This window comes from Fulvimarina uroteuthidis (assembly GCF_034321785.1).
Lineage (GTDB): Bacteria > Pseudomonadota > Alphaproteobacteria > Rhizobiales > Rhizobiaceae > Fulvimarina > Fulvimarina uroteuthidis.
Genome location: NZ_JAXLPB010000001.1, coordinates 732,632 through 754,888, shown reverse-complemented (window position 1 = coordinate 754,888; position 22,257 = coordinate 732,632). Strand labels below are relative to the sequence as shown.

At 65.9% G+C, this 22,257-nt stretch carries 20 protein-coding genes; 9 read left to right on the top strand and 11 right to left on the bottom strand.

Annotated elements, in window-relative coordinates; all coding sequences use genetic code 11:
• The first annotated feature begins 35 nt into the window (after positions 1 to 35).
• Positions 36 to 287 carry a molybdopterin converting factor subunit 1 gene (gene moaD, locus U0C82_RS03400; RefSeq protein WP_322185641.1) on the top strand — a complete coding sequence of 84 codons (252 nt, stop codon included), beginning with the start codon at positions 36 to 38 and terminating at the stop codon, positions 285 to 287.
• Positions 288 to 426: 139 nt separating this feature from the next.
• Positions 427 to 876, top strand: coding sequence for a molybdenum cofactor biosynthesis protein MoaE (locus U0C82_RS03395; RefSeq protein WP_416186619.1), 450 nt, complete (start codon positions 427 to 429; stop codon positions 874 to 876).
• Here U0C82_RS03395 and serB read toward each other — a convergent pair.
• Positions 873 to 1,763, bottom strand: coding sequence for a phosphoserine phosphatase SerB (gene serB / locus U0C82_RS03390; RefSeq protein ID WP_322185640.1), 891 nt, complete (start codon positions 1,761 to 1,763; stop codon positions 873 to 875). The genes U0C82_RS03395 and serB overlap by 4 nt on opposite strands.
• 84 nt (positions 1,764 to 1,847) lie before the next feature.
• Here serB and miaA point away from each other — a divergent pair, with 84 nt between their 5' ends.
• Positions 1,848 to 2,705 carry a tRNA (adenosine(37)-N6)-dimethylallyltransferase MiaA gene (miaA, locus tag U0C82_RS03385; RefSeq protein WP_322185639.1) on the top strand — a complete coding sequence of 286 codons (858 nt, stop codon included), beginning with the start codon at positions 1,848 to 1,850 and terminating at the stop codon, positions 2,703 to 2,705.
• On the opposite strand, the gene xseA is transcribed toward miaA, so the two are convergent.
• A complete protein-coding gene (gene xseA, locus U0C82_RS03380) occupies positions 2,691 to 4,289 on the bottom strand; it encodes an exodeoxyribonuclease VII large subunit (RefSeq protein WP_322185638.1) in 1,599 nt (532 codons plus the stop codon). The two genes, miaA and xseA, sit on opposite strands and share 15 nt — an antisense overlap.
• Positions 4,290 to 4,428: 139 nt before the next feature.
• Entirely contained in the window at positions 4,429 to 5,388 is a 960-nt protein-coding gene (locus U0C82_RS03375; RefSeq protein ID WP_322185637.1) for a LysR family transcriptional regulator, read from the bottom strand.
• Positions 5,389 to 5,564: 176 nt separating this feature from the next.
• Here U0C82_RS03375 and U0C82_RS03370 point away from each other — a divergent pair, with 176 nt between their 5' ends.
• Positions 5,565 to 5,840 carry a DUF1127 domain-containing protein gene (locus U0C82_RS03370; RefSeq protein WP_322185636.1) on the top strand — a complete coding sequence of 92 codons (276 nt, stop codon included), beginning with the start codon at positions 5,565 to 5,567 and terminating at the stop codon, positions 5,838 to 5,840.
• 147 nt (positions 5,841 to 5,987) lie between these two features.
• Here U0C82_RS03370 and U0C82_RS03365 read toward each other — a convergent pair whose 3' ends face one another.
• The 4 genes from U0C82_RS03365 to U0C82_RS03350 all read right to left on the bottom strand — a co-directional run bounded on the left by U0C82_RS03365 (position 5,988) and on the right by U0C82_RS03350 (position 10,931).
• Entirely contained in the window at positions 5,988 to 7,304 is a 1,317-nt protein-coding gene (locus U0C82_RS03365) for a hemolysin family protein (protein ID WP_322185635.1), read from the bottom strand.
• A 144-nt stretch (positions 7,305 to 7,448) separates the two neighbouring features.
• Entirely contained in the window at positions 7,449 to 8,429 is a 981-nt protein-coding gene (locus U0C82_RS03360; protein WP_322185634.1) for a hypothetical protein, read from the bottom strand.
• A gap of 253 nt (positions 8,430 to 8,682) precedes the next feature.
• Positions 8,683 to 10,056: a glutamate--cysteine ligase gene (locus tag U0C82_RS03355; RefSeq protein WP_322185633.1), complete on the bottom strand. Its 1,374-nt coding sequence runs from the start codon at positions 10,054 to 10,056 to the stop codon at positions 8,683 to 8,685.
• A 125-nt stretch (positions 10,057 to 10,181) separates the two neighbouring features.
• Positions 10,182 to 10,931 (bottom strand): 16S rRNA (uracil(1498)-N(3))-methyltransferase, encoded by a 750-nt coding sequence (locus tag U0C82_RS03350; RefSeq protein WP_322185632.1) that lies wholly within the window; start codon positions 10,929 to 10,931, stop codon positions 10,182 to 10,184.
• Between the two features lie 118 nt (positions 10,932 to 11,049).
• Here U0C82_RS03350 and U0C82_RS03345 point away from each other — a divergent pair, with 118 nt between their 5' ends.
• The 4 genes from U0C82_RS03345 (at position 11,050) to U0C82_RS03330 (ending at position 16,271) form a co-directional block, all read left to right on the top strand.
• Positions 11,050 to 11,847, top strand: coding sequence for an SDR family NAD(P)-dependent oxidoreductase (locus U0C82_RS03345; RefSeq protein ID WP_322185631.1), 798 nt, complete (start codon positions 11,050 to 11,052; stop codon positions 11,845 to 11,847).
• A 193-nt stretch (positions 11,848 to 12,040) separates the two neighbouring features.
• The gene (locus tag U0C82_RS03340; RefSeq protein ID WP_322185630.1) at positions 12,041 to 13,177 is read left to right on the top strand and encodes a ribonuclease T2 family protein; all 1,137 of its coding nucleotides are present in this window, start codon (positions 12,041 to 12,043) and stop codon (positions 13,175 to 13,177) included.
• Between the two features lie 585 nt (positions 13,178 to 13,762).
• A complete protein-coding gene (locus tag U0C82_RS03335; RefSeq protein WP_322185629.1) occupies positions 13,763 to 15,115 on the top strand; it encodes a hypothetical protein in 1,353 nt (450 codons plus the stop codon).
• Between the two features lie 127 nt (positions 15,116 to 15,242).
• On the top strand, positions 15,243 to 16,271 hold the full coding sequence (locus U0C82_RS03330) for a COG3904 family protein (RefSeq protein WP_322185628.1): 1,029 nt from the start codon (positions 15,243 to 15,245) through the stop codon (positions 16,269 to 16,271).
• Here the strand turns inward: U0C82_RS03330 and U0C82_RS03325 are convergent.
• From U0C82_RS03325 to glgX, 4 genes are all read right to left on the bottom strand, one after another.
• On the bottom strand, positions 16,240 to 16,701 hold the full coding sequence (locus tag U0C82_RS03325; RefSeq protein WP_322185627.1) for an MgtC/SapB family protein: 462 nt from the start codon (positions 16,699 to 16,701) through the stop codon (positions 16,240 to 16,242). The two genes, U0C82_RS03330 and U0C82_RS03325, sit on opposite strands and share 32 nt — an antisense overlap.
• A 121-nt stretch (positions 16,702 to 16,822) precedes the next feature.
• Positions 16,823 to 16,942 carry an MFS transporter small subunit gene (locus U0C82_RS18920; RefSeq protein WP_416186608.1) on the bottom strand — a complete coding sequence of 40 codons (120 nt, stop codon included), beginning with the start codon at positions 16,940 to 16,942 and terminating at the stop codon, positions 16,823 to 16,825.
• Between the two features lie 90 nt (positions 16,943 to 17,032).
• Complete coding sequence (locus U0C82_RS03320) at positions 17,033 to 18,412, bottom strand: L-lactate MFS transporter (protein ID WP_322185626.1); 1,380 nt, start codon at positions 18,410 to 18,412, stop codon at positions 17,033 to 17,035.
• A 173-nt stretch (positions 18,413 to 18,585) separates the two neighbouring features.
• On the bottom strand, positions 18,586 to 20,646 hold the full coding sequence (gene glgX / locus U0C82_RS03315; protein ID WP_322185625.1) for a glycogen debranching protein GlgX: 2,061 nt from the start codon (positions 20,644 to 20,646) through the stop codon (positions 18,586 to 18,588).
• A gap of 302 nt (positions 20,647 to 20,948) precedes the next feature.
• On the opposite strand from glgX, the gene U0C82_RS03310 reads away from it, so the two are divergent.
• A complete protein-coding gene (locus U0C82_RS03310) occupies positions 20,949 to 22,127 on the top strand; it encodes a GAF domain-containing sensor histidine kinase (protein WP_322185624.1) in 1,179 nt (392 codons plus the stop codon).
• The last annotated feature ends 130 nt before the right edge of the window (positions 22,128 to 22,257 follow it).

Below are 22,257 nucleotides of genomic sequence, written 5' to 3'. Positions count from 1 at the left end.
TCTCCCTTCCTTCAACCGATCAAGGCACGACGATCATGAAACTGAGCTATTTTGCCTGGGTACGCGAGCGCATCGGCGTGTCCGACGAGGAGGTCGACCTGCCGGCCGGTGTCGTCACGGTGGACGATCTCCTGATCTGGTTGAAGGGGCGCGGCGAGAACTACGAAAGCGCGCTCCAGGTGCCGGAGATCATCCGCGTCGCGATCGATCAGGAGCATGTCGGTCACCGCGAAACGCTGGCGGGCGCGAAGGAGATCGCGCTGTTCCCGCCGATGACGGGGGGCTGACCCGATGGCCGACGACACGCTGCAGCCGACCGACATCCACCGCGACATGGCAGCGACCATGTACGATCGCAGCCACGGACCGGACGCGGCGACGAAAGGGGCGCCAGCGGCCGCAACGGCGCAGGCGCGGCCGAACGTGGTGGTGACGGTGTCGGCCGAGCGCATCGACATCGCCGCGGAAACCATGGCGATGTCGGGGGCGGGCGACGCCGGGGCCTTGGTGACCTTTTCCGGCTTCTGCCGTGACGAGGAGGGCCGGCTTTCCGCGCTGGAACTCGAACATTATCCCGGCATGGCGCAGCAGCAGATCGCAAGGATCGCCGAGGAGGCGCTGGAGCGCTGGCCGCTCTTCGGCGTGCGCGCGGCGCATCGCTTCGGCACGATCCTGCCCGGCGAGGAGATCGTCTTCGTGGCCTGTGCATCGAAGCATCGCGGCGCGGCTTTCGAGGCGGCCTCCTTCATCATGGATTTCATGAAGACGAAGGCGCCGTTCTGGAAGCGCGAACATCTGAAGGATGGCAGCGTCGGCGGCTGGGTCGAATCGCGGGCGACCGACGAGGCCTCGCAAGGCCGGTGGCAGAAGCGCTAGGACACGTCCGAGAATTCGTCCGCCCGGTAGCCCTGCATGTAGAGAAGCGCGGTGAGATCGCCGTGGGAAATGCGGTGCTCCGCTCGCTGTGCGACGGACGGCTTGGCGTGCAGCGCGACCCCGGCCCCGGCGAGCGCGATCATGCCGAGATCGTTGGCGCCGTCGCCGACGGCGAGGGCATCGCGCATGTCGACGCCGCGCATTCCCGCAATATCGATCAGCGCCGCGACCTTTGCATCCGAGCCAAGGATCGGTTCGGCCACCTTTCCCGTCAGCATCCCGTTCTCGATCAAGAGCACGTTGGCGCGGTTCTCGTCGAAACCGAGCCTTTCGGCGATCACGCCGGTGAAGGCGGTGAACCCGCCCGAGACGAGCGCGGTATAGGCACCGTTCGCGCGCATGGTCGCGACCAGCTGCGCGCCGCCCTTCGAGAGCGTGATCCGCTGCGAAATCACGGTCCCGATCACCGTCTCGGACAAGCCTTGCAGCAAAGCCACACGCTCGCGCAGTGCGGATTCGAACTCGATCTCGCCGTTCATGGCGCGCGCGGTGATCTTCGACACCGCGTCCTTCGCGCCGATCTCGGCGGCCAGCTCGTCGATGCATTCCTGATCGATCATGGTGGAATCCATGTCGGCGATCAGGATCGACTTGCGGCGCTCGCCCGTACGCTGGAGAACCGCGTCGATCCCGCCCCGGTCGGCAAGTTCGCGGGCGGCTTCCCAGGCGCCGGGCAACGGCTCGCGGTCGAGCATCAGGTCGCTCGCATGGGTCTCGTGCAGCTTGTCTTCGCGAAACACATGGCCGAGAACGTCGCCGATCCGGGCCTTCAGGCCCGCATCGAGACCGGAAGAGAGCGGCGGGGCGATCAGGGTGACGACGAACATGAGGGAGCAGCTATCCTGACCAGAGGCAATCCAGAGGCCGTCCTGATAGCCGGGCCGACCGCGAGCGGCAAGTCGAAGCTCGCGATGGACCTGGCCCTTTCGGCAAAGGGCATGGTGATCAATGCGGATTCGCTTCAGGTCTACCGCGACCTGCCGACGCTGACCGCGCGGCCCTCGCTCGCCGACGAGATGAGCGTGCCCCATGCGCTTTACGGCGTGCTCGAGGCGGGCGATCCGGTGTCGGCCGGGTCCTATGTGCGCATGGCCGGCGCGATCCTCGCGTCCTGCCGCCAGCAGGGGCTCCGTCCGATCTTCTGCGGCGGCACCGGCCTTTATTTCAAGGCGCTCCTCGGCCTTCTCGACGCGATGCCGCCCGTGCCGGACGCCGTCCGGCAGAAGTGGCGCGCGCTCCTGGCCGAGGCGGGCCCCGAGGCGATGCACGCCGAACTTGCCCGCGTCGATCCGGCGATGGCGGAACGCCTGAAGCCGAAGGACGGGCAACGCATCGTGCGGGCGCTGGAGATCGCGGAGGCGTCGGGCACGCCGCTGAGTCGGCTCCAGCGGGGGCGCGGCGAAGGCCTTCTCGATCCCGACCGGGCGCTCAAGATCGTCCTCACCCCGGAACGGCCGATCCTCCGCGAACGGATCGCCCGGCGGTTCGACGCGATGCTCGCCACCGGAGCGATGGACGAGGTCCAGGACTATCTGGCGCGGCGACCGGACGGCGCGGGTTTTGTGGAAAAGGCGATCGGCTTCGACGAATTGTCGGCCGTTCTTTCCGGCGAGGCGACGCTCGATGGCGCCCGCGAGCGCGCGATCATCCGCACACGGCAATATGCCAAGCGCCAGGATACCTGGTTTCGGCACCAGTTCGACGGGCACTGGACGCGCCACGCCGACGCGGATTCGGCTTTCGAGGAAAGCCGGTCAGCCTTCGAATAGGCTGCCCTGAACGCGTGACGCCTCTTCGTCGGCGGTCTTGCGGCGCCGCCGCTTCGGCTTTGGCGTAAGGCCGTCGCCGGAGGTCGGACCGGTCGAGAGCGCGCCGACGCGGCGTTTGCCCGAAAATTCCGCCACGAACACGGTTCCGGCAGGCAGCGCGGCCGGATCGGTGATCGGCTCGTCGTTCTCGCCGCGCAGGATCGCATAACCGCGTTCGAGCACCTTCTGCGGACCGAGGCTGGAGGCGACGCGCCAGACCTGGCTCACCCTGTCGCGCCGCTCCATCGTGATGCGGCTCTCGGTCCGGTCGAAGCGTTCCGACAGGGCGTCGAGCTTGAATCGGGCGGCATCGCTCCGGGCCTTCAGTCCGATCGGCTGGAGATTGGCCGTCAGGCCCTGGAAATGCTGGCGAAGCCGCGACAGGCGGCCGACAACGGCCTGCTCGGCCTCGAGCGCCGTATGGCGCAGGCCCGAACGCTTGTCGCGAACGGCCGCTTCCAGCGTGCCCAGCGAAAGCCGCGATGCCATGGCGCCGAAGGTCTGGCGCTGATGCGAGACCGTGAGAAGGAATTGCGAATCAAGGCCCGAGGATGCGTCGTCGAGCCGCCGCCGCGGCAAGGCGAGCAGCATGTCGGGCGAGGGCAGGGCGCGCGCGGTCTGCGCGACCTGTCGGCGATCATGGTCGAGACGGCGCGAGATGGCGCTTTGCTGGCGCGCGTGGAAGGCCGCCAGATCCGCCATGAGCTCGGCCCGAACGGGAACGGCGATCTCGGCCGCGCCCGTCGGAGTCGGGGCCCGGCGATCGGCGACATGGTCGATCAACGTCCAGTCGGTTTCGTGGCCGACCGCCGAAATCAGCGGAATGCGCGAATCGGCCGCCGCGCGGACCACGGCCTCGTCGTTGAAGCCCCACAAATCTTCGAGGCTTCCGCCGCCGCGCGCCACGATGATGACGTCGGGACGCGGGATCTTCCCGCCGGGATCGATGGCGTTGAAACCCGTGATGGCGGCAGCCACGGCATCGCCCGATCCTTCGCCCTGGACCTTGACCGGCCAGACCAGGACGTGGACGGGAAACCGGTCGGTGATGCGATGGCGAATGTCCTTGATGACCGCGCCCGTGGGCGAGGTGACGACGCCGATGACTCCGGGGAGGAACGGCAGGGGTTTCTTGCGCTCGGGCGCGAACAGGCCCTCGGCCTCGAACTTGCGGCGGCGATCGTCGAGAAGCGCCATCAGGGCGCCCGCGCCCGCCGGCTTCACGTCCTCGATCACGATCTGGTATTTCGAGGAGCCGGGATAGGTGGTCAGCCGCCCCGTCGCGATGATCTCGAGGCCCTCCTGCGGCTTGAAGGCGAGCTTGGAGAAGCTGGTGCGCCAGATCACCGCATCGATTCGCGCCTTCTCGTCCTTCAGCGAAAAATAGGCGTGGCCGGACGAATGCGGACCGCGATAGCCCGACACCTCGCCGCGCACGCGCACATGGCCGAACGCGTCCTCCACCGTCTTCTTCAGGGAGTTGGACAGCTCCGAGACGCTGAATTCGGCGACGTTGGAGACGGGTTCGTTGTCGATGAGGCTCATGGAGCGAGTATCGCCGTCGCCGCCCGGTTGAGCAATGCGCGATGCCGCGATCGGGCCTCATCGTCCACCGATCCGCATGCGGCCCTGGGCACGGCGCGGCGTTGCGATGCATCGCATTCCGTGAAGGAAGGGCGCGGCATTACCAGCCGGCTGCGATCGCGCCCGGCCTGCGGCGCTGGGAGCGGATCAACCGGGTTTCGGGAAGCTGGTGGGGCCTGATCCGCGGCGTATTGGCCGGTGCGAGATTGGCCAGGCTTTCGCGGATGTGCTCGACGAGGGCCGTCACGATCGCGCCCGACGCGCCGGGCGATCGCAGGACGCCGATTTCGGTGTGGTGAAGCCGGGGAAAGCCGTCCCGTTCGCCCAGAACCCGCATGCCGGGCCGCAGGGCGCACTCGGGCAGGACGCCCACCGCCAGACCGGACAGAACCGCCGAGATCAGAATCTGCGCCGACCAGGAACTGAACAGCACATTGTAGGCGCGGCCGCAATTTTCGAGGGCGGCGATGCCGTCGCGGCGCCACTTGCAGTCGATGCGGCCGACGGCCAGCGGGACGGTCTCGCCAAGGTGCACGTCGTGGGCGCTCGAACTCACAAAATGCAGGGGTTCGTGACGCATCACGTCGATCTTCGCTCCGTCGGTTCCGCAGTCGGAGACGAGCGCGAGGTCGAGCCGGCCCTTCGAGATCGCCTCGGCCAGATTGGACGAGGGCTCGCAGGCGATGGACAGTTCGACGAGGGGGTTGGAGCGGGCGAACCGCGCCAGGATCTCCGGCAGGAAACGCTCGGCGTAATCGTCCGGCAGGCCGATGCGGACCGCACCCTGCATCGCGTTCTCGTCGAAGGCCGACAGGGTCTCCTGGCTGAGCGTCAGCATCCGGCGCGCATAGCTCAACAGGCGCTGTCCGCTCTCGGTCATCTCGATCGTGCGGCCGTTGCGCTCGAACAGCTTGCGTCCCAGCCGGTCTTCAAGCCGGCGCATCTGCATCGAGACCGCCGACTGGGTCTTGAAGACGTCTTCCGCCGCCTTGGTGAAGCTGCCCGCGTCGACGATGGCGACGAAGGTCCGCAACTGTTCCAGATCGACGGGAGAGGTCATCGGGTGGCTCCATCAGGAAAATCGATGGCAGAGATTACGAACATTCGTTGGATCGATCAACTGGCAACCGCTATCTCCTGTTGCGTCAGGAAAAAACTTGGAAGCGCTCGGCCATCGCGGTCGCGGCGCTTCTCTTTTCCCGGCGGCGCAGCGGCTTTCGAGAAGGAGATGAAGCCATGGCGATAATCCAGAAGACCTCGACCGGTGAGTTCACCACGCGTATCGGCGATGCCGCGCGCCTGTTCACAGCGGCCGTTCGCGCCATCGCGCTCACCATCGTCAATCGCCGGGCGGCCCGCCGGCTGGCCGATCTCCCCGACTATCTCCTGAACGATATCGGCCTGAAACGCGACGACGTCCACGACGCGCTCAATCGCGACTGGCGCTGCGATCCGACCTATCTTCTGGCGGTGAAGTCGGCCGAGAACATCTACCGGTCGAAGGGCCGGTGAGGGCCGGCGCCGTTCCGATCGAAGAAAGCGCTGTGCCGCCGGAATGACGGAAGGCCGGATGGACCACCCATGCCGTCCGGCCATCTCCGTATCGGCCATGTCGCACAGGGCAGACCCGACGCGGCCGCCGGAGCGATGCCCGGGTGATCAATCCTCGCCGCTGTCCTCGCCGTCCTCTTCCACCGGCTTTTGGGTGAAGAGCAGCTTGTCGATGCGATGGCCGTCGAGATCGACGATCTCGACGGTATAGCCCTCCCATTCGAAGATCTCCCCGACGCCTGGAATATGGCCGATCTGTTCGAGCGCGAAACCCGCGACGGTCTCGTAGTCGCGATCTTCGGGAAATTCGATCGTCTTGGCCTTGGCGGCGAAGCTGTGGACAGGCATCGCGCCATCGACGAGCCAGGAGCCGTCCTGCCGCATGAAGGCCGACACGGCGTCTTCGGGGCCCTCGGGCAGCGAGCCGGCGATCGCGGTCAGAATATCCTGCGGCGTCGCGATCCCCTCGAAGGAGCCATATTCGTTGAGCACCACGGCGATGTGCAGGTTGGCATCCCGGAACGCCTCGAGAAGCTTGAGAATCGGCATCGCCTCGTTGACGTAGAGCGGCTTTCGCATCGCGACCGCAAGGTCGAAGCCTCCCTCGCGCCGCTGCAGCGCGAACAGGTCCTTGGTCTGGACGATGCCGACGATCGTATCCTCGTCATTGTCGAGAACCGGGAAGCGGGAATGGCCGGCCCTCAGGATCTCCTCGAACGTCTCGTCCTCGGTGTCGTGGATGCTCAGCCAATCGACCTCGCGGCGGGGGATCATGATGGAGCGCACGTTGCGGTCGGCGATCCGGATCACGCCCTCCAGCATCTCGCGCTCCTTCTCCTTGAAGACGCCGAGCTGGGTACCCTCCTTGATCATCGAGCGGACATCCTCCTCGGTCACCTCGTCCTCCCGGTCGTCATCGTTGACGAAGGGCGCGGTGACGACGCGGGTGGAGAATTCGAGGAGCCAGACGACCGGTTTGCCGATCTTGGACATCATGCGCATGAACGGCGCGACGAAGGAGGCGACGGCTTCGGGCCTTGCCAGCGCCATGCGCTTGGGCGCGAGTTCGCCGAAAATCAGCGACAGATAAGTGATGACCACGACGACGAGGACGAAAGCGAGATCGTAGGCGATCGCGCGCAGGATGGGCACCTGGCGGAGGATCTCGGCCAGCGGTTCGGCAAAGACCGATCCGCCATAGGCACCGGCGAAGATTCCGACGAGGGTGATGCCGATCTGGACCGTCGACAGGAACGTGGTCGGATTTTCCGCCAGCTTCAGGGCCGCGTTCGCGCCGCTCTTGCGCTTCTTGGCCCGCTGCTCGAGTCGCGACCGCTTGGATGAGACGACCGCCAGCTCCGACATGGCGAAGAAGCCGTTGAGAAGGATCAGTCCGAAGACGATCAGGGCATTGAAAATCAACAAGGCAAGCGACCTGGGAGGAAATGGCTGGGCGGGTGGACGGTCTGGCGAAGTCGAAGGAGACAGGAAGGGCGCAAGGGATCGAGGCTCAAGACAACGCCGCGCATGTCAGGTTCGTTGCAGCAGGGCGCATGGATATGTGCCGGATCAGCTTTTTCCGTTTTCCTCGTCCTTTCGTGGATTGGCATCGAAGAGCGCCGTGATCCGCTTCAGATAATCGGCCTGCATGTCGGCGCTCGCCTCCATGAGGCGGCCGAAGCTGGATGGATCGGGCGAAAGCGGCGGGGCATCTGCCTTGATCGGGGCCGGTTTTCCGTCCGTCGCGGCCGTCGTCGCCCCCTCGGACGCGCCCTGTTCGCCGCCGCTCTCCGCAGCCTTCTGCAGCCCGCGCGAAAAGCCCTCGAAGATCGCGAAGAACGGCGTCGGCGGCAGATCGCTGCCCGTCGTCGAGGATGGTGCCTTGCTGCGCTCCTCATCCTTCGGCTTGATCGCGTTCTTGGGGGACATGACCGGCATGGGCGGCAGCCATGGAAGCGGCCCGCGGAAGGCATCGGAGAAGATGTTGTTCATGCCGAACAGGTCGGTGTTGCGGGCGCGCCCCTCGTCGGGCGAGCGGGAAAACGCTTCCAGCGCGTTGGCACTGCGGCGCATGAGATCGGCAACGTTCGCCGGCACGTCCTGCTGGGTGAAGTCGCCGTCGCGCATGCTTCGCGCAAAGCTTGCGCCGACCATCTGCATCATCGTCTGCATGGCCATCAGGGTGAGATTGCGCATCAGTGGCTCCACCGTATCGGGCGCCGTGCCGGTGACGGAGGAGACCTGACGGGAAATCGCGTCGACGAGCGCCTTGGACCCGAACAGGCTTTCGGTCATCGCCCGAACCTGCTCCTTCTCGGCCGCCTTGCGCGATGTCGCCTCGCTGGAGCCGAAGAAGGGCGCGAACTGCTGCGACAGGTTCGACGCCGTCATCGGGTTGGACATGGCGCGCATCAGGGCGAGCGAGAAGGCGGGGGCGAGCGCCTGCGTCGTGTCACGCAATTCGCTGGGGCTGAGATTGTAGGCGTTCGCCAGGCGATCGGCCGCAAGACCGGAATCCGATGTCGTCAGCCAGTCGAAAAAATCGGTCATTGTCTCGCTCTCCCGCGCGGCGCCAACCAAGCCATCCGGTCATATCGTCGTCATTATGACAAAGAGGGCCGAACCGGTCCCAAGGCAAGCCCCCGCCACGGCAAAACGACGGCGGGCCGGCCCCTGCGGCCGGCGCGGGGAGGGTGAGGGCAGCGCCCCGGGCGCCGTGTCGCGAAGCGTCCGGGCGATGCGGCGTCGCGCGGACGTTCCTGCGTTGCGTTGCAGACGGTCTTTTGTCGGGCGATCGTTCCGGTCAATAGGCCAGATTCTTGAAGACACGCTCCATCGAACGGTCCCACTGGTCCTCGTAGAGCCGCACCAGCTCTTCGGCCGACGTGGTGCCGCGCGCCACGACCTCTTCCAGCGGCGCGAGGAAGAAGCTCTCGTCATTGCCTTCGTCGTTGACGTTCGCCCGTTGGATCAGGCCCTCGCGGGAAATCTTCAGGCATTCGCGCGCAATGTCGAGAACGGTTCCGTCGCGGAACGGCGTGCGGAACCCTTCCTCCGGAACGCGCTGGCGCATGTCGGCGACTTCGGCGAACGTGAAGTCTCGGGTCAGTGCGTCCACCTTGTCGATCGCGGCGTCGGAATAGAGGAGGCCGACCCAGAAGGCGGGAAGCGCGCAGATGCGCCGCCACGGACCGCCGTCGGCCCCGCGCATCTCGATGAAGCGCTTCAGGCGCACGTCGGGAAACAGCGTCGAGAGATGGTTCGTCCAGTCGCCCATATTCGGCTCGGCGTCCTCGAACCGGCCCTTGAGCGCCCCGTCCAGGAACTGGCGAAAGGTGACGTCCGTCGTGCAATGGTAGTGGCCGCCGCGCGAGACGAAATACATCGGCACGTCGAGCGCCCATTCGACATAGTCGCGATAGCCGAAATCGTCGTTGAAGACGAAGGGAAGAAGCCCCGAGCGGTTGTTGTCGACATCGTGCCAGACCTGCGAGCGCCACGAGACGAGGCCGTTCGGCTTGCCCTCGGTAAAGGGCGAGTTGGCGAACAGAGCCGAGGCGACCGGCTGCAGCTTCATGCCGATCTGCATCTTGCGGCGCATGTCGGCTTCGTCGCGGAAGTCGAGATTGACCTGGATCGTCGTCGTGCGCAGCATCATGTCCAGCCCGCGCGTGCCGACATCGGGCATGTAGGCGCGCATGATCTCGTAGCGCGACTTCGGCATGATCGGGGTCTCGGCGAGCGTCCATGTCGGCGAGGAACCGATGCCCAGAAAGCCGATGCCGAGTTCCTTGGCGATCGAGCGGACGTCGGCCAGATGCCGGTTCGATTCGCGGCAGGTTTCGTGGATCGTCTTGAGGGGCGCGCCGGAAAGTTCGAACTGGCCGCCCGGCTCCAGCGAGATCGCGCCGCCTTCCTCGTCGTTGAACAGGCCGATGATCCGGCCGTCGTCCATGATCGCTTCCCAGCCCGAAAGCGCCTTCAGGCTTTCGAGAAGCTTGGCGATGCCGCGCTCGCCGCCGTAGGGAACGGGCGAGAGATCCTCGAGATAATAACCGAACTTCTCGTGTTCGGTGCCGATGCGGAACCGCTCTTCGGGCTTTTCGCCGTCTCTCAGATAATCCGCCAGATCGTCGATCGATCGGATCGGCGTTGCATCGCTCGTATCGCGGGCCATGATCGTCCCCTCCTATGCGTGGCGAGCATCGGGTGCATCCGATTCTGCCCGCGAGAAAATCTGTACCCGTCAGGCAATGCTGCAAGCCGCCCGTCAAGAGACGCGCCGTTCATAGGACTAAGAAATTAAAACTCCTGTTTCCAGTCGCCCACGACGGCTTGCAGAAGGGCCAGCGCCGCGACCGCTGCCGTATCGGCGCGCAGGATGCGGGGGCCGAGCGAGATCGCGGTGGCGAACGGAGCCTCCTGCAGCGCCGCCCGTTCGCTCGGCGAAAAGCCGCCTTCCGGGCCGATGAGCAGGCCCTTCTGTCCCGGGCCGAGGGCTTCCAGCGCCGCCACCGGCGTGCCCTGCTCCATCCGCTCGTCGCAGAAGACGAGGGGCGTGTCCGCATTCCAGCCGGACAGGAACGCGCCGAACTTCAACGGCTCGCGGCATTCGGGGATCGTCAGAATGCCGCACTGCTCAGCGGCCTCCACCGCGTTGGCGCGCATCTTGTCGGTGCGCAACCGGTGCGTCTGGGTGTGATCGGTCAGCACCGGCTGGAGAACGCCGGCGCCCATCTCCACAGCCTTCTGCACCATATAGTCGAGGCGCCCGACCTTGAGCGGTGCGAAACAATAGACGAGATCGCAGGGCGGCGTTTGCTCGCGAATCCGCTCGCCGGCTACGAATTCGAGCTTCTTCTTCGAGGCCTTTCGCAGGGTCGCGCGCCATTCGCCGTCGACGCCGTTGAAGAGAAGGACCTCGTCGCCCCCGTCCTTGCGCAGCACGTTCAGGAGATAGTTGGTTTGCGCCTCGCCGGCCGTCAGAACGGCGCCGGCATCGAGGCGGTCCTGCGTGAAGAGCCGCGGGCTCTTGAAATCGTAGTCGGGCATGATTTGCCGCACCGTTCGTGACCTGTTGCGCCGCAACTTAAGAGCCGGCCGTTCCGTTGTCACCGCAATCGCCCGACGATCGGGCATTTGCAATCGACAAAACGAAGGAACGGCTCCGATGGACTTACAAATTCGCGATCGCGTCGCGCTCATCACCGGCGCAACCGGCGGCATGGGCTTCGAGACGGCCAGGATCCTCGCCGGCGAGGGCGTGAAGCTGGTCCTGTCGGATCTCGCGATCGACGAACTCGAACAAGAGGCAAAGAGCCTTCCCACCGAAACGATCTGCCTCAAGGCCGATTGCACCGATCAGGGCGCGATCGACGCGATGGTGAAGGAAGCCTACGCCAAGTTCGGCAAGATCGACATCGTCGTCCACACCGCCGGCATCACCGGCGCCAAGGGCCATCCGCTCGAGATGGAGGACGAAGACTATCGGGAAGCCTGGGAGATCGATTTCATGTCGGCGGTCAAGGTGGCCCGCGCCACCTTCCCGAAGATGCGCGAGAACGGCTGGGGCCGCTTCGTCTGCATCACGTCCGAGAACGCCGTGCAGCCCTATTGGGACGAGGCGACCTACAACACCGCCAAGGCCGCGCTCGCAGCCTTCGTCAAGAATCTGTCCTACAAGGAAGCCGAGCACGGCATTCTCTGCAACACCGTATCGCCCGCCTTCATCGAGACCGATATGACCGACGGCATGATGGAGAAGCGCGCGAAGGAGCGCGGCGTCTCGGTGGACGAAGCGGTGAAGAGCTTCCTTGAGGAAGAGCGTCCCGGCATCGCCCTGAAGCGCCGTGGCCGGGTGGACGAGGTCGCGGCCGCGATCGCGCTGATCGTCTCCGAGCGCGGCTCCTTCATCAACGGTGCGAACATGCGCGTCGACGGCGGCTCGGTGCAGGCCGTCCAGAACTGATCGGAAAACCGATCCGACCGAAAAGGGGCGGCGTTCTGGTGAGCGCCGCCCATTTCGTGTCCGCGCGTTTCATGTTCGCCCGTTTCGTGCCCGCCCATCTCGTGTTCGGCAGTCTCGTGTCCCGAGCCGTCGCAGCATCTGCCGCAGCGCGGGTGGCGGCGCGTTGAATGCCTTGGCGAGCGCCCCTAAAACGGTGGACACGCGAACCGCGATCATCCTGCGTCCCTGGAGGCTGCCCTTGCCGCTCCCGTTTCGAATTGCCCCGCTTCTGGCCGGCTTTCTCCTGCTTGCCACGCCGTCCGCTTCGGTCGCGGACGGGCGGGACGTGCCGGACGAGCGGTTCGTGGCGCGCGCTGTCTGCCCGCTGTTCCAGTCGTTCCGCAACGGGACCAATCCCGGCAATCTCTCGACGAAGCCGGGGTCGGCCTACGCCATCATCGCCGTCAACGGCACGAACCCGACCCATTACCGGTTGCGGGTGCCGGGCGCGCGTCCGCAGGAGCGGTGGGTCGCCATGGATTGCGGCGGACTTGCAAGCGCCGCCGCGGCGGGGGCAAGGCCCACGCCGGACGGTGGTGCCGCGCCACCCGCGTCCCGCGGAGCCGACGCGCTGGCGAACGCCTTGGCGTCTTCCTCCGGCGGGGCGAAGCCGCCTCGGCGCGACGCCGTTCCGAGGACGCGCTCGCCGGCGGGCACCTATGTCCTTGCCGCAAGCTGGCATGCGGCGTTCTGCGAGGTGCGTCCGCGAAGCCTCGACTGCCGCGGCGGCGGCCTCGACGACGGGCTCAAGCTGCACGGGCTCTGGCCGCAGCCGCGCGACAATGCCTATTGCGGTGTTTCGCGCCGCGACATCGAGACGGACAGAACGGGCCGGTGGGAGGATCTTCCGGAGCCCGAGATCGGCGCGGCGACCGCGCGGGCGCTCCAACGGGCCATGCCGGGCATGGCGGCCGACCTCCACAGCCATGAATGGATCAAGCACGGTACCTGCTATGGCGCGGATGCGGACGAATATTTCGCGGATTCGCTGCGGCTCGTCGAACAGCTCGATGCCTCGCCCGTCGGCAGGCTGTTCCGGAGCAGTCGTGGCCGGGAACTCACCAATGACGCCATACGAAGCGCCTTCGACGACGCGTTCGGGCCGGGTGCGGGCGAGCGGGTTCTCGTGGATTGCAACGATGACGACGGTCGCCGGATCGTGAACGAATTGCGGATCAATCTGAAGGGAGAGATCACGCCCTCGACCGATCTCGGCGCGCTGATTCTGTCGGCGTCGACGGCTCCGCGCGGCTGTCCCGTCGGCGTCGTCGATCGAAGTGGAGACCAGTGAACCCCGGGCAAGCCGCGTTCGACCGTCTTCGCGCGCCGACCCGCCGGACAATGGGCAAAAAAAAACCGGGTTCGAAGACCCGGCTTTGAATTAGGTGGTTTCGTGAGAAACCTTGGGAGGAAACAGTCGGTGCGATAAGATTGGGAGGAGGTAACCGTCTCGACCCGACTGATTACAAAATAATCGATGCTGCAGTGCAGTGGTAGCCCGTTTTTGCGGAATCAGCCATGCGATAGATGCATGGCTCGATCCGATGATAGAAATATTCGATAGAAACTGAACTCTCGATAGAGACTTCGTTAAAATAGTCGGCGTTCGAACTGCAACGGCCTCTCCCGGATTGCCCAATCTTTGCGCTAACCCTGTTGGACGAAACCCGGACACGCTCGACCCCGACGCATTGTCTTGCCTCACGCGAAAGCCTTAATGTGACGTTAACGAACCGGGCATGGTTCAAGTTCGGTTCAGGGGACGGATCGTAGCTGTTGCCCGTCCGAAACGGCGTCATGGCCAATCTGGCGTCGCCCGCCCGCCCGTCGGTTCGCCGACCCGGCGTCGCGGTCGATCTCGAGGATGTTGCAGCGTATGAGCGTATCCCAGTCCTACACCCTTCGCGGCCAGCAGACGCGCCTCGATACGACGACCAAGATCACGCTCGCCGTCCTGGCGCTCGCGTCGGGCGTCTACACCTATCTGGGTGTCCGCGAACTGCTCGACGGCAGTGCCACAGCCGTGTTCCTCGGCGCCATCGTCTACGCGTCCGCCGTGTCGGTCGCGATCTATGCCTTCTGGTCCTATCTCATGCGCTTCATGCCGCATGTGCGCCAGCCCGGCAGCCGGCGCATGCTGTACCTTGCCATGGCGATCGGCTCCTTCATGATCATCGCCATGTCGTCGTGGCTGAACGCCTCGGCGCTCGCCGGTTCGGCGGCGCTGGAACAGCACCTGTCGGTGACCACGGAGGAATATCAGCAGAAGCTCAACGAGGCGCACGAGAACGCGCTCGCCGCCCAATCCCTGCTGCCCGACATCCAGCTCGCAGCCCAGCGTTTCGATACGCTGGCGGTGCAGGAAGCTCGCTCGGGCTCGCTCACCGGAACCTCCGGTTCCGGAACGGTGGTGGCGCTGCTGCGCCAGATGTCGAACCAGCTGTCCGGTCTCCAGAACGAAATCCAGGCGAGCCGCGTCCGCGTCGCGGAAGTCTTCGGCGAGGGCACCGCGCGGCTTTCGGCCATGCGAACGCTGGTCTCCAGCCAGGGTCCGGTGGCCGACCGGGCCAATGCGTTCGCGGAAGAAGCGGTGCAACTGTCCGGCATCATCACCGGGCTCCAGCAGGATTCCGTCGCGCCCGCGGTCAAGCGCGCGGCCGAGGATCTCGGCCGGTCCTTCATTGCCCCGGTCTCGGACGGCGGCGACGAAAGCCTGCGCGCCCGCCAGAGCGAGGTCGTCGTAAGGGTGGAGGAGGCCGTGCGTGCCCAGAGCGTGCAGCTTGTCGCCGCCGCCGAAGAGATCCTGACGCGCCCCACCGTGGAGCCCTTCCGCTTCACCCCGCTCTCGGCGCCGGAAGCCGTCATCCGCTATGCCGGCGATTTCCTGCCGTCCTGGGCCGGCGCGATCTCGATCGATCTCCTGCCGGCGGTCCTCATCTTCATCCTGTGCATCGTCCAGGACGTGATCCGGCGCGAGGACGGCGAGGAAATGGAGACCGGCGACATGTCCGCCGCCGACCTGATGCGCGCGATCCGCATCCAGAAGCGGATCCGGGTGGAGGAGGACGAATGGGTCCCCGAGCGCGTGGAGAGGCCGGCCACGGCGGCGAGATCGCTCGAGCCTCGCGCGGGAACCGAGAGCCCGCGAAGCGCGGCCGACGACCGCGAGATCCCCCAGCGGAACGATCCCGACGGGCCGACGCCCTTTCCCAAGACCATATCCCGCTGACGCATCGTGCCGTCTCTCCAGATCCACGATGCTCCAGCAATCCTTTTGATGTCACGCATCAGGCTTTCCGGACTTCGGTTTCGATGTTCGGGCCGATGCTCCGGATCCTGAAGCGGATGGCGCGGCGATGATCGGCGAAGAGGCAAGTCCGGGTCGGCTGGAACGGCTGGTCCAGGCCATTCCGGACGGGGCGATCCTGCGCGCGATCTTCGTCGGCCTGCTCGTCGTCAGCATCTGCATCGTCTATTTCGACTATCGGGACGTGGCCGAGCGCGAGGCGCGGTATGATACCGCCCGCACCGAGCGGACGGCGCCGATGCCGCTCAAGCGCCCCGAGCCGGGCGATCAGGTCCGGCCCTATCTGCCGAAGACCATCCCCGTCGGTCCAGATCGCGGCGAGCCGGCGCTTCCGGGCTATGACGGACCGGTGGATTCGGAAGCCATGACCCGGCCCATGTCCTTCTTCGAGGCGGGCGGCGGTCTCGTGTCCGCTGTCGGGCGGATCGAGATCGGCACGGCCGGCGAGCTGCGCGCGTTTCTCGCCGCACAGGCCGAGGCGCGCAAGGAGGTGACGCGGCTTTTCCTGCATTCTCCAGGTGGCTCCGTCGAGGATGCGCTGCAGATGGCGGCCGATCTGCGCGCCGCCGGCATCTCGACCGAGGTTCCCGCCGACGGCTATTGCGCGTCCGCCTGTCCGCTCGTCTTTGCCGGCGGGCTGACGCGCCACGCCGGGGAATCGGCCTGGATCGGGCTTCACCAGGTCTATGCGGCCGAGGTTCCCGGAACGCGAAGCGCCGGCGAACTCGATCGCTCGATCTCCGAGATCCAGCAGACCATCGCCCGCTGCCAGCAGCTTCTCGCCGACATGGGCGTTAGTCCGGCGATCTGGATCAAGGCGATGCAGACGCCGCCGGCCGATCTTTATGTCCTCACCGAGGAAGAACTCGTCTCATCGCGCTACGTCCGCGCCTTTCCCGACGGTCCCGAACTGATCGGGCCCCGCCGGCCGGACGATTTCCGCCTCGATGCGCCCCGACCGTCGCCGGGGGTGGCTACGGAGGACCCGCGCGAGGATGGGCCGGGCGGTCCTGCCTCGCGCGAGCCGGATGGAACCGACGCGGGCCCTATTCCAGCTTCTTTACGACGCGAAGGATGAGCAGCGTCATGGCGACGGAGACGATGGCGAGCGCGTATTCGGCGAGACCGCAGGCAAGACCCAGCGCGCCCGCCACCCAAAGGGATGCGCCCGTCGTCAGACCCTTCACCTCGCCGCGCGACTGGATGATCGCGCCGGCCGCGAGGAAGGCGATACCGGAGGTTATGGCGCTGACGATCCGGATCGGGTCGGATCTAACGCCGCTCCCGCCGTCGTCGAAGCGATCGACGAGCGAAATCATCAGGATCGTGAAGAGGCAGGCGCCGATCCCGACCATCATGTGGGTGCGAAGACCGGCGGACTGTTCGCGGGCTTCGCGTTCGTAGCCGACGACGCCCGCGAAGATGGCTGCGAGAGACAATTGGAGCGTCCGCTCCGCGAGCGGCCAGCCAGGTATCGCGGCTGTGATGACATTCCAGGCTTCGTACATCTCGTTCCTCGCGCCATAAACGGTGGAAAAGAGTCCGAAGGTGAAAAAGTGGGACCGGCGTTTGGTTCCTCGCGTTCTTCCCGGCAGCTGCCTCGCATCGCGGACGGGATGCAATCGCGCGTCAGTAGAAAAGTGCGGACGCGTTTTTCACGGTCATCACGATGCCCCAGGCAAGGGGAATGCCGACGAACGCCCAGGCGGCGACGAGTTGTCCGGTGCTGGTGGCGGATGGTTCTGCCATGGGGAAAGGCTCCGTTGAAGGGGCTGAAGGCGGGATGGGAAGGGGGCGGCACCGCCGCAGCCCGCGCGCGATACCACCGCGCGCGCCCGGTCAGGCCGCGAGAGGCTTGGCGCGTGCGTCGGCTTGCATGTGATGTTTCCGGTGGACCGGGGACATCAGGAAATTGAGGACGAGGCCGATCGCGAGAAGCCCCGCCATGATGTACATGGTCACGGTGTAGGCATCGGCCTTCGGCACGCCGGCATCGATCTGGAACTCGCGGAGATAGTTGACGAGCACCGGGCCGACGATGCCGGCCGCCGACCAGGCGGTCAGCAGGCGCCCGTGGATCGCGCCGACATAATCCTTGCCGAACACGTCCTTCAGATAGGCCGGAATGGTGGCGAAGCCCCCGCCATACATGGAGAGGATAACGGCGTAGGCGGCGACGAAGAAAACGATCGAGCCCATGTTCCCGGCGGTGGGGACGAGGGCATAGAGGACGACGCCGAGGGCGAAGAAGATCATGTAGGTGGGCTTGCGCCCGATATAGTCGGAGGTCGAGGCCCAGAAGAAGCGGCCGGCCATGTTGAAGAGGCTGAGAAGCCCGACGAAGCCGGCTGCCGCAGCCGCCGTGATGGTGCCGGGGAACATTTCCTGGCTCATCAGCGAGGCCTGGCCCAGAACACCGATGCCGGCGGTCACGTTGAGGAACAGGATGCCCCACAGGAGCCAGAACTGACGGGTCTTCAACGCCTCGTCCACATGGACGTTGGCCGTCGTGATCATCCCCTTCGAGGTCCGCGGCGGGGTGTAGCCCTCCGGCAGCCAGTCCCTGGCGGGCACGCGCACGATGATCGCGCCGACCATCATGTAGGTGAAATAGATGAGGCCGAGGGCGAGGAAGGCGCCGGAGACGCCGAACTGGCTCATCAACAGAACCGAGAGCGGCGAGGCGATGAAGGCGCCGCCGCCGAAGCCCATGATCGCCATGCCCGTCGCCATGCCGGGCCGGTCGGGAAACCAGGTCATCAGCGTCTTCACTGGCGAAATGTAGCCGAGGCCGAGACCGCAGCCGCCCAGAACGCCGTAACCGAGATAGACCAGCCAGAGCTGGTGCCACACGACGCCGAGCGAGGCGACGACGAAGCCGCCGCCAAAGAGGCAGGCGGCCGTCGCCATCGTCTTGCGCGGCCCGACCCGTTCCACCCAGGTGCCGCCGAAGGCGGCGGCGAGGCCGAGAAACAGGATGGCGATCGAGAAGATCCAGCCGAGTTCGGAGATCGTCCAGTCGGCGGCCGCCGGCTCGGTTCCGCCGATCAGCATGGTCATCGGCTTGTTGAAGACGGAGAAGGCGTAGACCTGGCCGATACACAGGTGAATGCACAAGGCCGCCGGCGGAACCATCCACCGATTGAAGCCCGGACCTGCGACCGTGCGTTCACGCGACAGCCATCCGCCGGACGCGGCCGTCCCCGTTCGTTGCGTCATGATTGTTTCTCCCGCCCTTCAGGCCGAGCGCTCACCTGGCAGTGCGTTAATGTCAGCCATGCGAGCATTCCTGCCTCGCCCGCATAATGGGGAGGGGGCGACGACGAGCACAAGTACACGTTCATGTGATCGAAGTGCACGCAGCCGTTGACGTGGCTTCGATGTCTCTCTTCTCATCGAGCGACCCGAAGATCGGTCTCGACAAGGACGAAGACCGATCGCGCCTTGACGATGAGGCGCTCGCCCGCCCCGAGGCGCCGGGGTGGGAGTTCCGGGCTGTCGGACTGGAGGAACAGGGTCAGCCCGTGGTGCGGGCGCGCCGATGGCGGCAACGTCTCGACATCGCTGCCCGCAGCATTCAGATAGACGATGACCCGCTCGATCTGCCGGCCTTCGTCCTCCCGGCGCTCGAAGAGGCTCATTCCGAGGAAATGCCGGTCGGAATCGTGCCAGTCGCTCGTGCGCATGCGCTGGCCGTCCTCGCGAAGCCAGACGACGTCTTCCATCGGACCGCCGCCGTGATGGCCCGTCAGGAAGGCGTCGGCCGACAAGGCCGGATGGTCCCGGCGCAGCCTCGAAAGCCGTGCCGTGAAGGCGATCAGCGCCTCGTCCGCGCCCTCCCAGTCCAGCCACGTCGTTTTGTTGTCCTGGCAGTAGGCATTGTTGTTGCCGCCCTGGCTGCGCCCGAACTCGTCGCCGGCGACGATCATCGGCGTGCCGCGCGAGATGAAGAGCGTGGCGAGCATGGCGCGGATATCGCGCTTTCGCGCCGCCAAGATCGCAGGATCCTTGGTGTCGCCCTCCCTGCCATTGTTCCAGGAATAGTTCTCGCCGTGGCCGTCGTGGTTCTTTTCGCCGTTCGCCTCGTTGTGCTTCGTCACGTAGGCCGTCAGATCGGCGAGCGCATACCCGTCATGGGCGGCGATGAAGTTCACGCCTGCGGAGGGCTTGCGCCCGGGCTGGCCGAACAGGTCCTGCGAGCCGGCGATCCGCGTCGCCAGATTTGCGATCGTGCCCTTGTCGCCGCGCCAGAACCGCCTGACATCGTCGCGGAACCGGTCCTGCCATTCGAACCAGGGGGGCGGGAACTGGCCCACCTGATAGCCGCCGGGGCCGATGTCCCAGCTTTCCGCGACATGGATGCGATCCTTCAGGACGGGGTCGCGCGCCACCAACCGCAGGAACGGTGCGGCGGGGTCGAACCCGTGCGGCGTGCGCCCGAGTACCGGCGCGAGATCGTAGCGGAAGCCGTCGATTCCCGCCGCTTCCACCCAGGTTCTCAGACTGTCGACGAACAGCCGTGCCACCGGCTCCCGCCATGCCGCGAACGTGTTGCCGCAGCCGGTATCGTTGATCAGCCTGGCGGGGTCGTCGCTGTCGTGCGCATAGTAGAGCTTGTTGTCGAGCCCGCGATAGGAGAGCGTCGGTCCGTTCCCGTCGCCTTCGCCCGAATGGTTGAGGACGACGTCGACGAGCACGCGGATGCCGCGCGCGTGCAAGGCATCGACGACCCGGCGCAATTCGGCGAAGCCGCCGGGCACGAGCCGGGGATCGGGGGCCATGTGCGTCACCGGATTGTAGCCCCACGCATTCGTCAGGCCCAACCTGACCAGATGCTCCTCGTCGATGCAGGCGGCCAGCGGCATGAGTTCGACCGTGTCGACGCCGATCCGTTCCAGATGGTCGAGCAGAGATGGATGGGCAAGCGCGGAGACGGTTCCGCGAAAGCGCTCCGGCACGTCCGGATGATTCTGCGAGAACGCCCGGACGAGAACCTCGTAAGTCAGGCCCGGCGCTGCGAACGGCATCGGTGCGGCATCGCGCGAAAGATCGCTGACGATCGCCTTCGGCATGTAGGGCGCACTGTCGATCCGGTGCGAAAGGGGTGCCTTCATGGCCGGATGAAACTGGAACGGCCTGTCGATCGCAACCGCGTAGGGATCGACGAGCAGCTTTGCCGGATCGAACCGATGGCCTTCCCCCGGTGCGTTTGGGCCATGGGCGCGAAGGCCGTAGCGCGTGCCCGGCGCAAGGCCCGGCACGAAGCCGAATCGGATGTCGCCCTTGGCGCCGGGCAGGGCGAGCCGTGCTGTCTCGAGCGTCCCGGCCGCGTCGAAGAGGCATAGCTCAATGGTCTCGGCATGCCGGGAGACGACCGCGACATGGGTGCCGTCCCGCGCCGGCGTCGCCCCGAGGCGCGTCGGGCATCCCTGGTCTGATGTGATATCGATCATGGCATCGCTTTAACGTCAGAAACCGGTCCATGCCAGAGCGGCGCGACGTCAGCTCCGTCCCCGGCAAAACCCTTGCTCCGGCGTCGGCCAAGGGGGCGGCGTGGAGCCCGCCCGGGTTGCCGATTATGGCCCCGTTCAATCCGCTTTATGTTTCAGTGCGTTTGTCGGTCCGGCACGTGCGCCTGCCGCCTCCGTCCAACCGTGAGACCGGTTCTCCTAAGGGGGGCTGCGTCCGGTTTACAACGGTCAGCGCGAAGGGTACGGAAGACGGATATTGCACGCGCGAAGGGGATCGTGAGGGCTTGAACGAGCAGTTCCTGGGAGACATCGAAGCCGTTGGCCGGGTCAAGGCCGTTCCGACGATCCTCGACGTGATCTGCCGCACGACGGGCATGGGGTTTGCGGCCGTTGCGCGGGTGACGGACACGGCCTGGATCACCTGCCAGACGCTCGACCACACCCATCTCGGCCTGAAGCCCGGCGACGCGCTGGATCTGAAGACGACGCTCTGCCACGAGGTCGAGCGCCGCCGCGAGCCCATCGTCATCAATCATGCGTCGAGCGATCCACACTATTGCGATCATCCGACCCCGCGCACCTATCGCTTCGAGAGCTACATCTCGGTCCCGATCATTCGCGAGAACGGCGAATTCTTCGGGACGCTCTGTGCGCTCGATCCCGAACCCGCCAAGCTGGACAATCCGGAAACCGTCGCGATGTTCGCGCTGTTCGCCGACCTGATCGCCACGCAGCTCGATGCCGACGAGCGGCTGGCCCTGGCGACGGCCAATCTTCTCGACGAACGCCGGGTCGCGCAATTGCGCGAGCAGTTCATCGCGGTTCTCGGCCACGATCTGCGCAACCCGTTGGCATCGATCGATTCCGGCATGAAGATGATCAGGCGCGAGCCGCTGAACGAGCGCGCCCAATATATAGCGACCCTGGTGAACGGCAGCGTGTTCAGAATGCGCAGCCTCGTCGACAATATTCTCGATTTCGCGCGCGGCCGACTCGGGGGTGGCATCACGCTGCAAAAGACCGTCGACGAAGATCTGGAGACGACGCTGGGGCAGGTGATCCAGGAATTGCAGTCGGCCCATCCCGATCAGGCCATCGACAAGAGGATCGACATTGGCGCGCCGGTTCTGTGCGATTCCCTGCGGATCGGGCAGCTCCTGTCCAACCTTCTCGGCAATGCGGTGACGCACGGGGCGCGCGGCGGCGTCGTCTCGGTGGACATCGCGACGACGCAGGAATTCTTCACGATCCGGGTTCGCAATTCGGGAAAGCCGATGTCGGACGATGCGATGAAGAACATCTTCCAGCCGTTCGCGCGGGGGGATGCGACGAACACCCAGCAGGGGCTGGGTCTCGGCCTGTTCATCTCCAGCGAGATCGCCAAAGCCCACGACGGGACCCTCGACGCGGTGTCCGACGATGAAGGAACCCGCATGACGTTCAAGATGCCCCGGATGGGCTGAAGACCCGCTTGGCACAGGCCATGCCCGAACTCGGCGCGCCGGCCCCCGGATCGAGCCCGGCCATGCGCCGCGCCGCGCCCGAAGGCCGGCCGCGACAGTCCGGTCGCAGCGTCGCCATCGGCGAGCGCGA

Excerpts from the sequence above, each read along its gene's own strand:
- glgX (WP_322185625.1), bottom strand. The coding sequence starts at position 20,646 with ATGATCGATATCACATCAGACCAGGGATGCCCGACGCGCCTCGGGGCG.
- U0C82_RS03320 (WP_322185626.1), bottom strand. The coding sequence starts at position 18,412 with ATGACGCAACGAACGGGGACGGCCGCGTCCGGCGGATGGCTGTCGCGT.
- U0C82_RS03355 (WP_322185633.1), bottom strand. The coding sequence starts at position 10,056 with ATGGCCCGCGATACGAGCGATGCAACGCCGATCCGATCGATCGACGAT.
- U0C82_RS18920 (WP_416186608.1), bottom strand. The coding sequence starts at position 16,942 with ATGGCAGAACCATCCGCCACCAGCACCGGACAACTCGTCGCCGCCTGG.
- U0C82_RS03360 (WP_322185634.1), bottom strand. The coding sequence starts at position 8,429 with ATGACCGATTTTTTCGACTGGCTGACGACATCGGATTCCGGTCTTGCG.
- moaD (WP_322185641.1), top strand. The coding sequence starts at position 36 with ATGAAACTGAGCTATTTTGCCTGGGTACGCGAGCGCATCGGCGTGTCC.
- xseA (WP_322185638.1), bottom strand. The coding sequence starts at position 4,289 with ATGAGCCTCATCGACAACGAACCCGTCTCCAACGTCGCCGAATTCAGC.
- serB (WP_322185640.1), bottom strand. The coding sequence starts at position 1,763 with ATGTTCGTCGTCACCCTGATCGCCCCGCCGCTCTCTTCCGGTCTCGAT.
- U0C82_RS03370 (WP_322185636.1), top strand. The coding sequence starts at position 5,565 with ATGGCGATAATCCAGAAGACCTCGACCGGTGAGTTCACCACGCGTATC.
- U0C82_RS03325 (WP_322185627.1), bottom strand. The coding sequence starts at position 16,701 with ATGTACGAAGCCTGGAATGTCATCACAGCCGCGATACCTGGCTGGCCG.
- U0C82_RS03330 (WP_322185628.1), top strand. The coding sequence starts at position 15,243 with ATGATCGGCGAAGAGGCAAGTCCGGGTCGGCTGGAACGGCTGGTCCAG.
- U0C82_RS03335 (WP_322185629.1), top strand. The coding sequence starts at position 13,763 with ATGAGCGTATCCCAGTCCTACACCCTTCGCGGCCAGCAGACGCGCCTC.
- U0C82_RS03375 (WP_322185637.1), bottom strand. The coding sequence starts at position 5,388 with ATGACCTCTCCCGTCGATCTGGAACAGTTGCGGACCTTCGTCGCCATC.
- U0C82_RS03350 (WP_322185632.1), bottom strand. The coding sequence starts at position 10,931 with ATGCCCGACTACGATTTCAAGAGCCCGCGGCTCTTCACGCAGGACCGC.
- miaA (WP_322185639.1), top strand. The coding sequence starts at position 1,848 with ATGGACCTGGCCCTTTCGGCAAAGGGCATGGTGATCAATGCGGATTCG.
- U0C82_RS03345 (WP_322185631.1), top strand. The coding sequence starts at position 11,050 with ATGGACTTACAAATTCGCGATCGCGTCGCGCTCATCACCGGCGCAACC.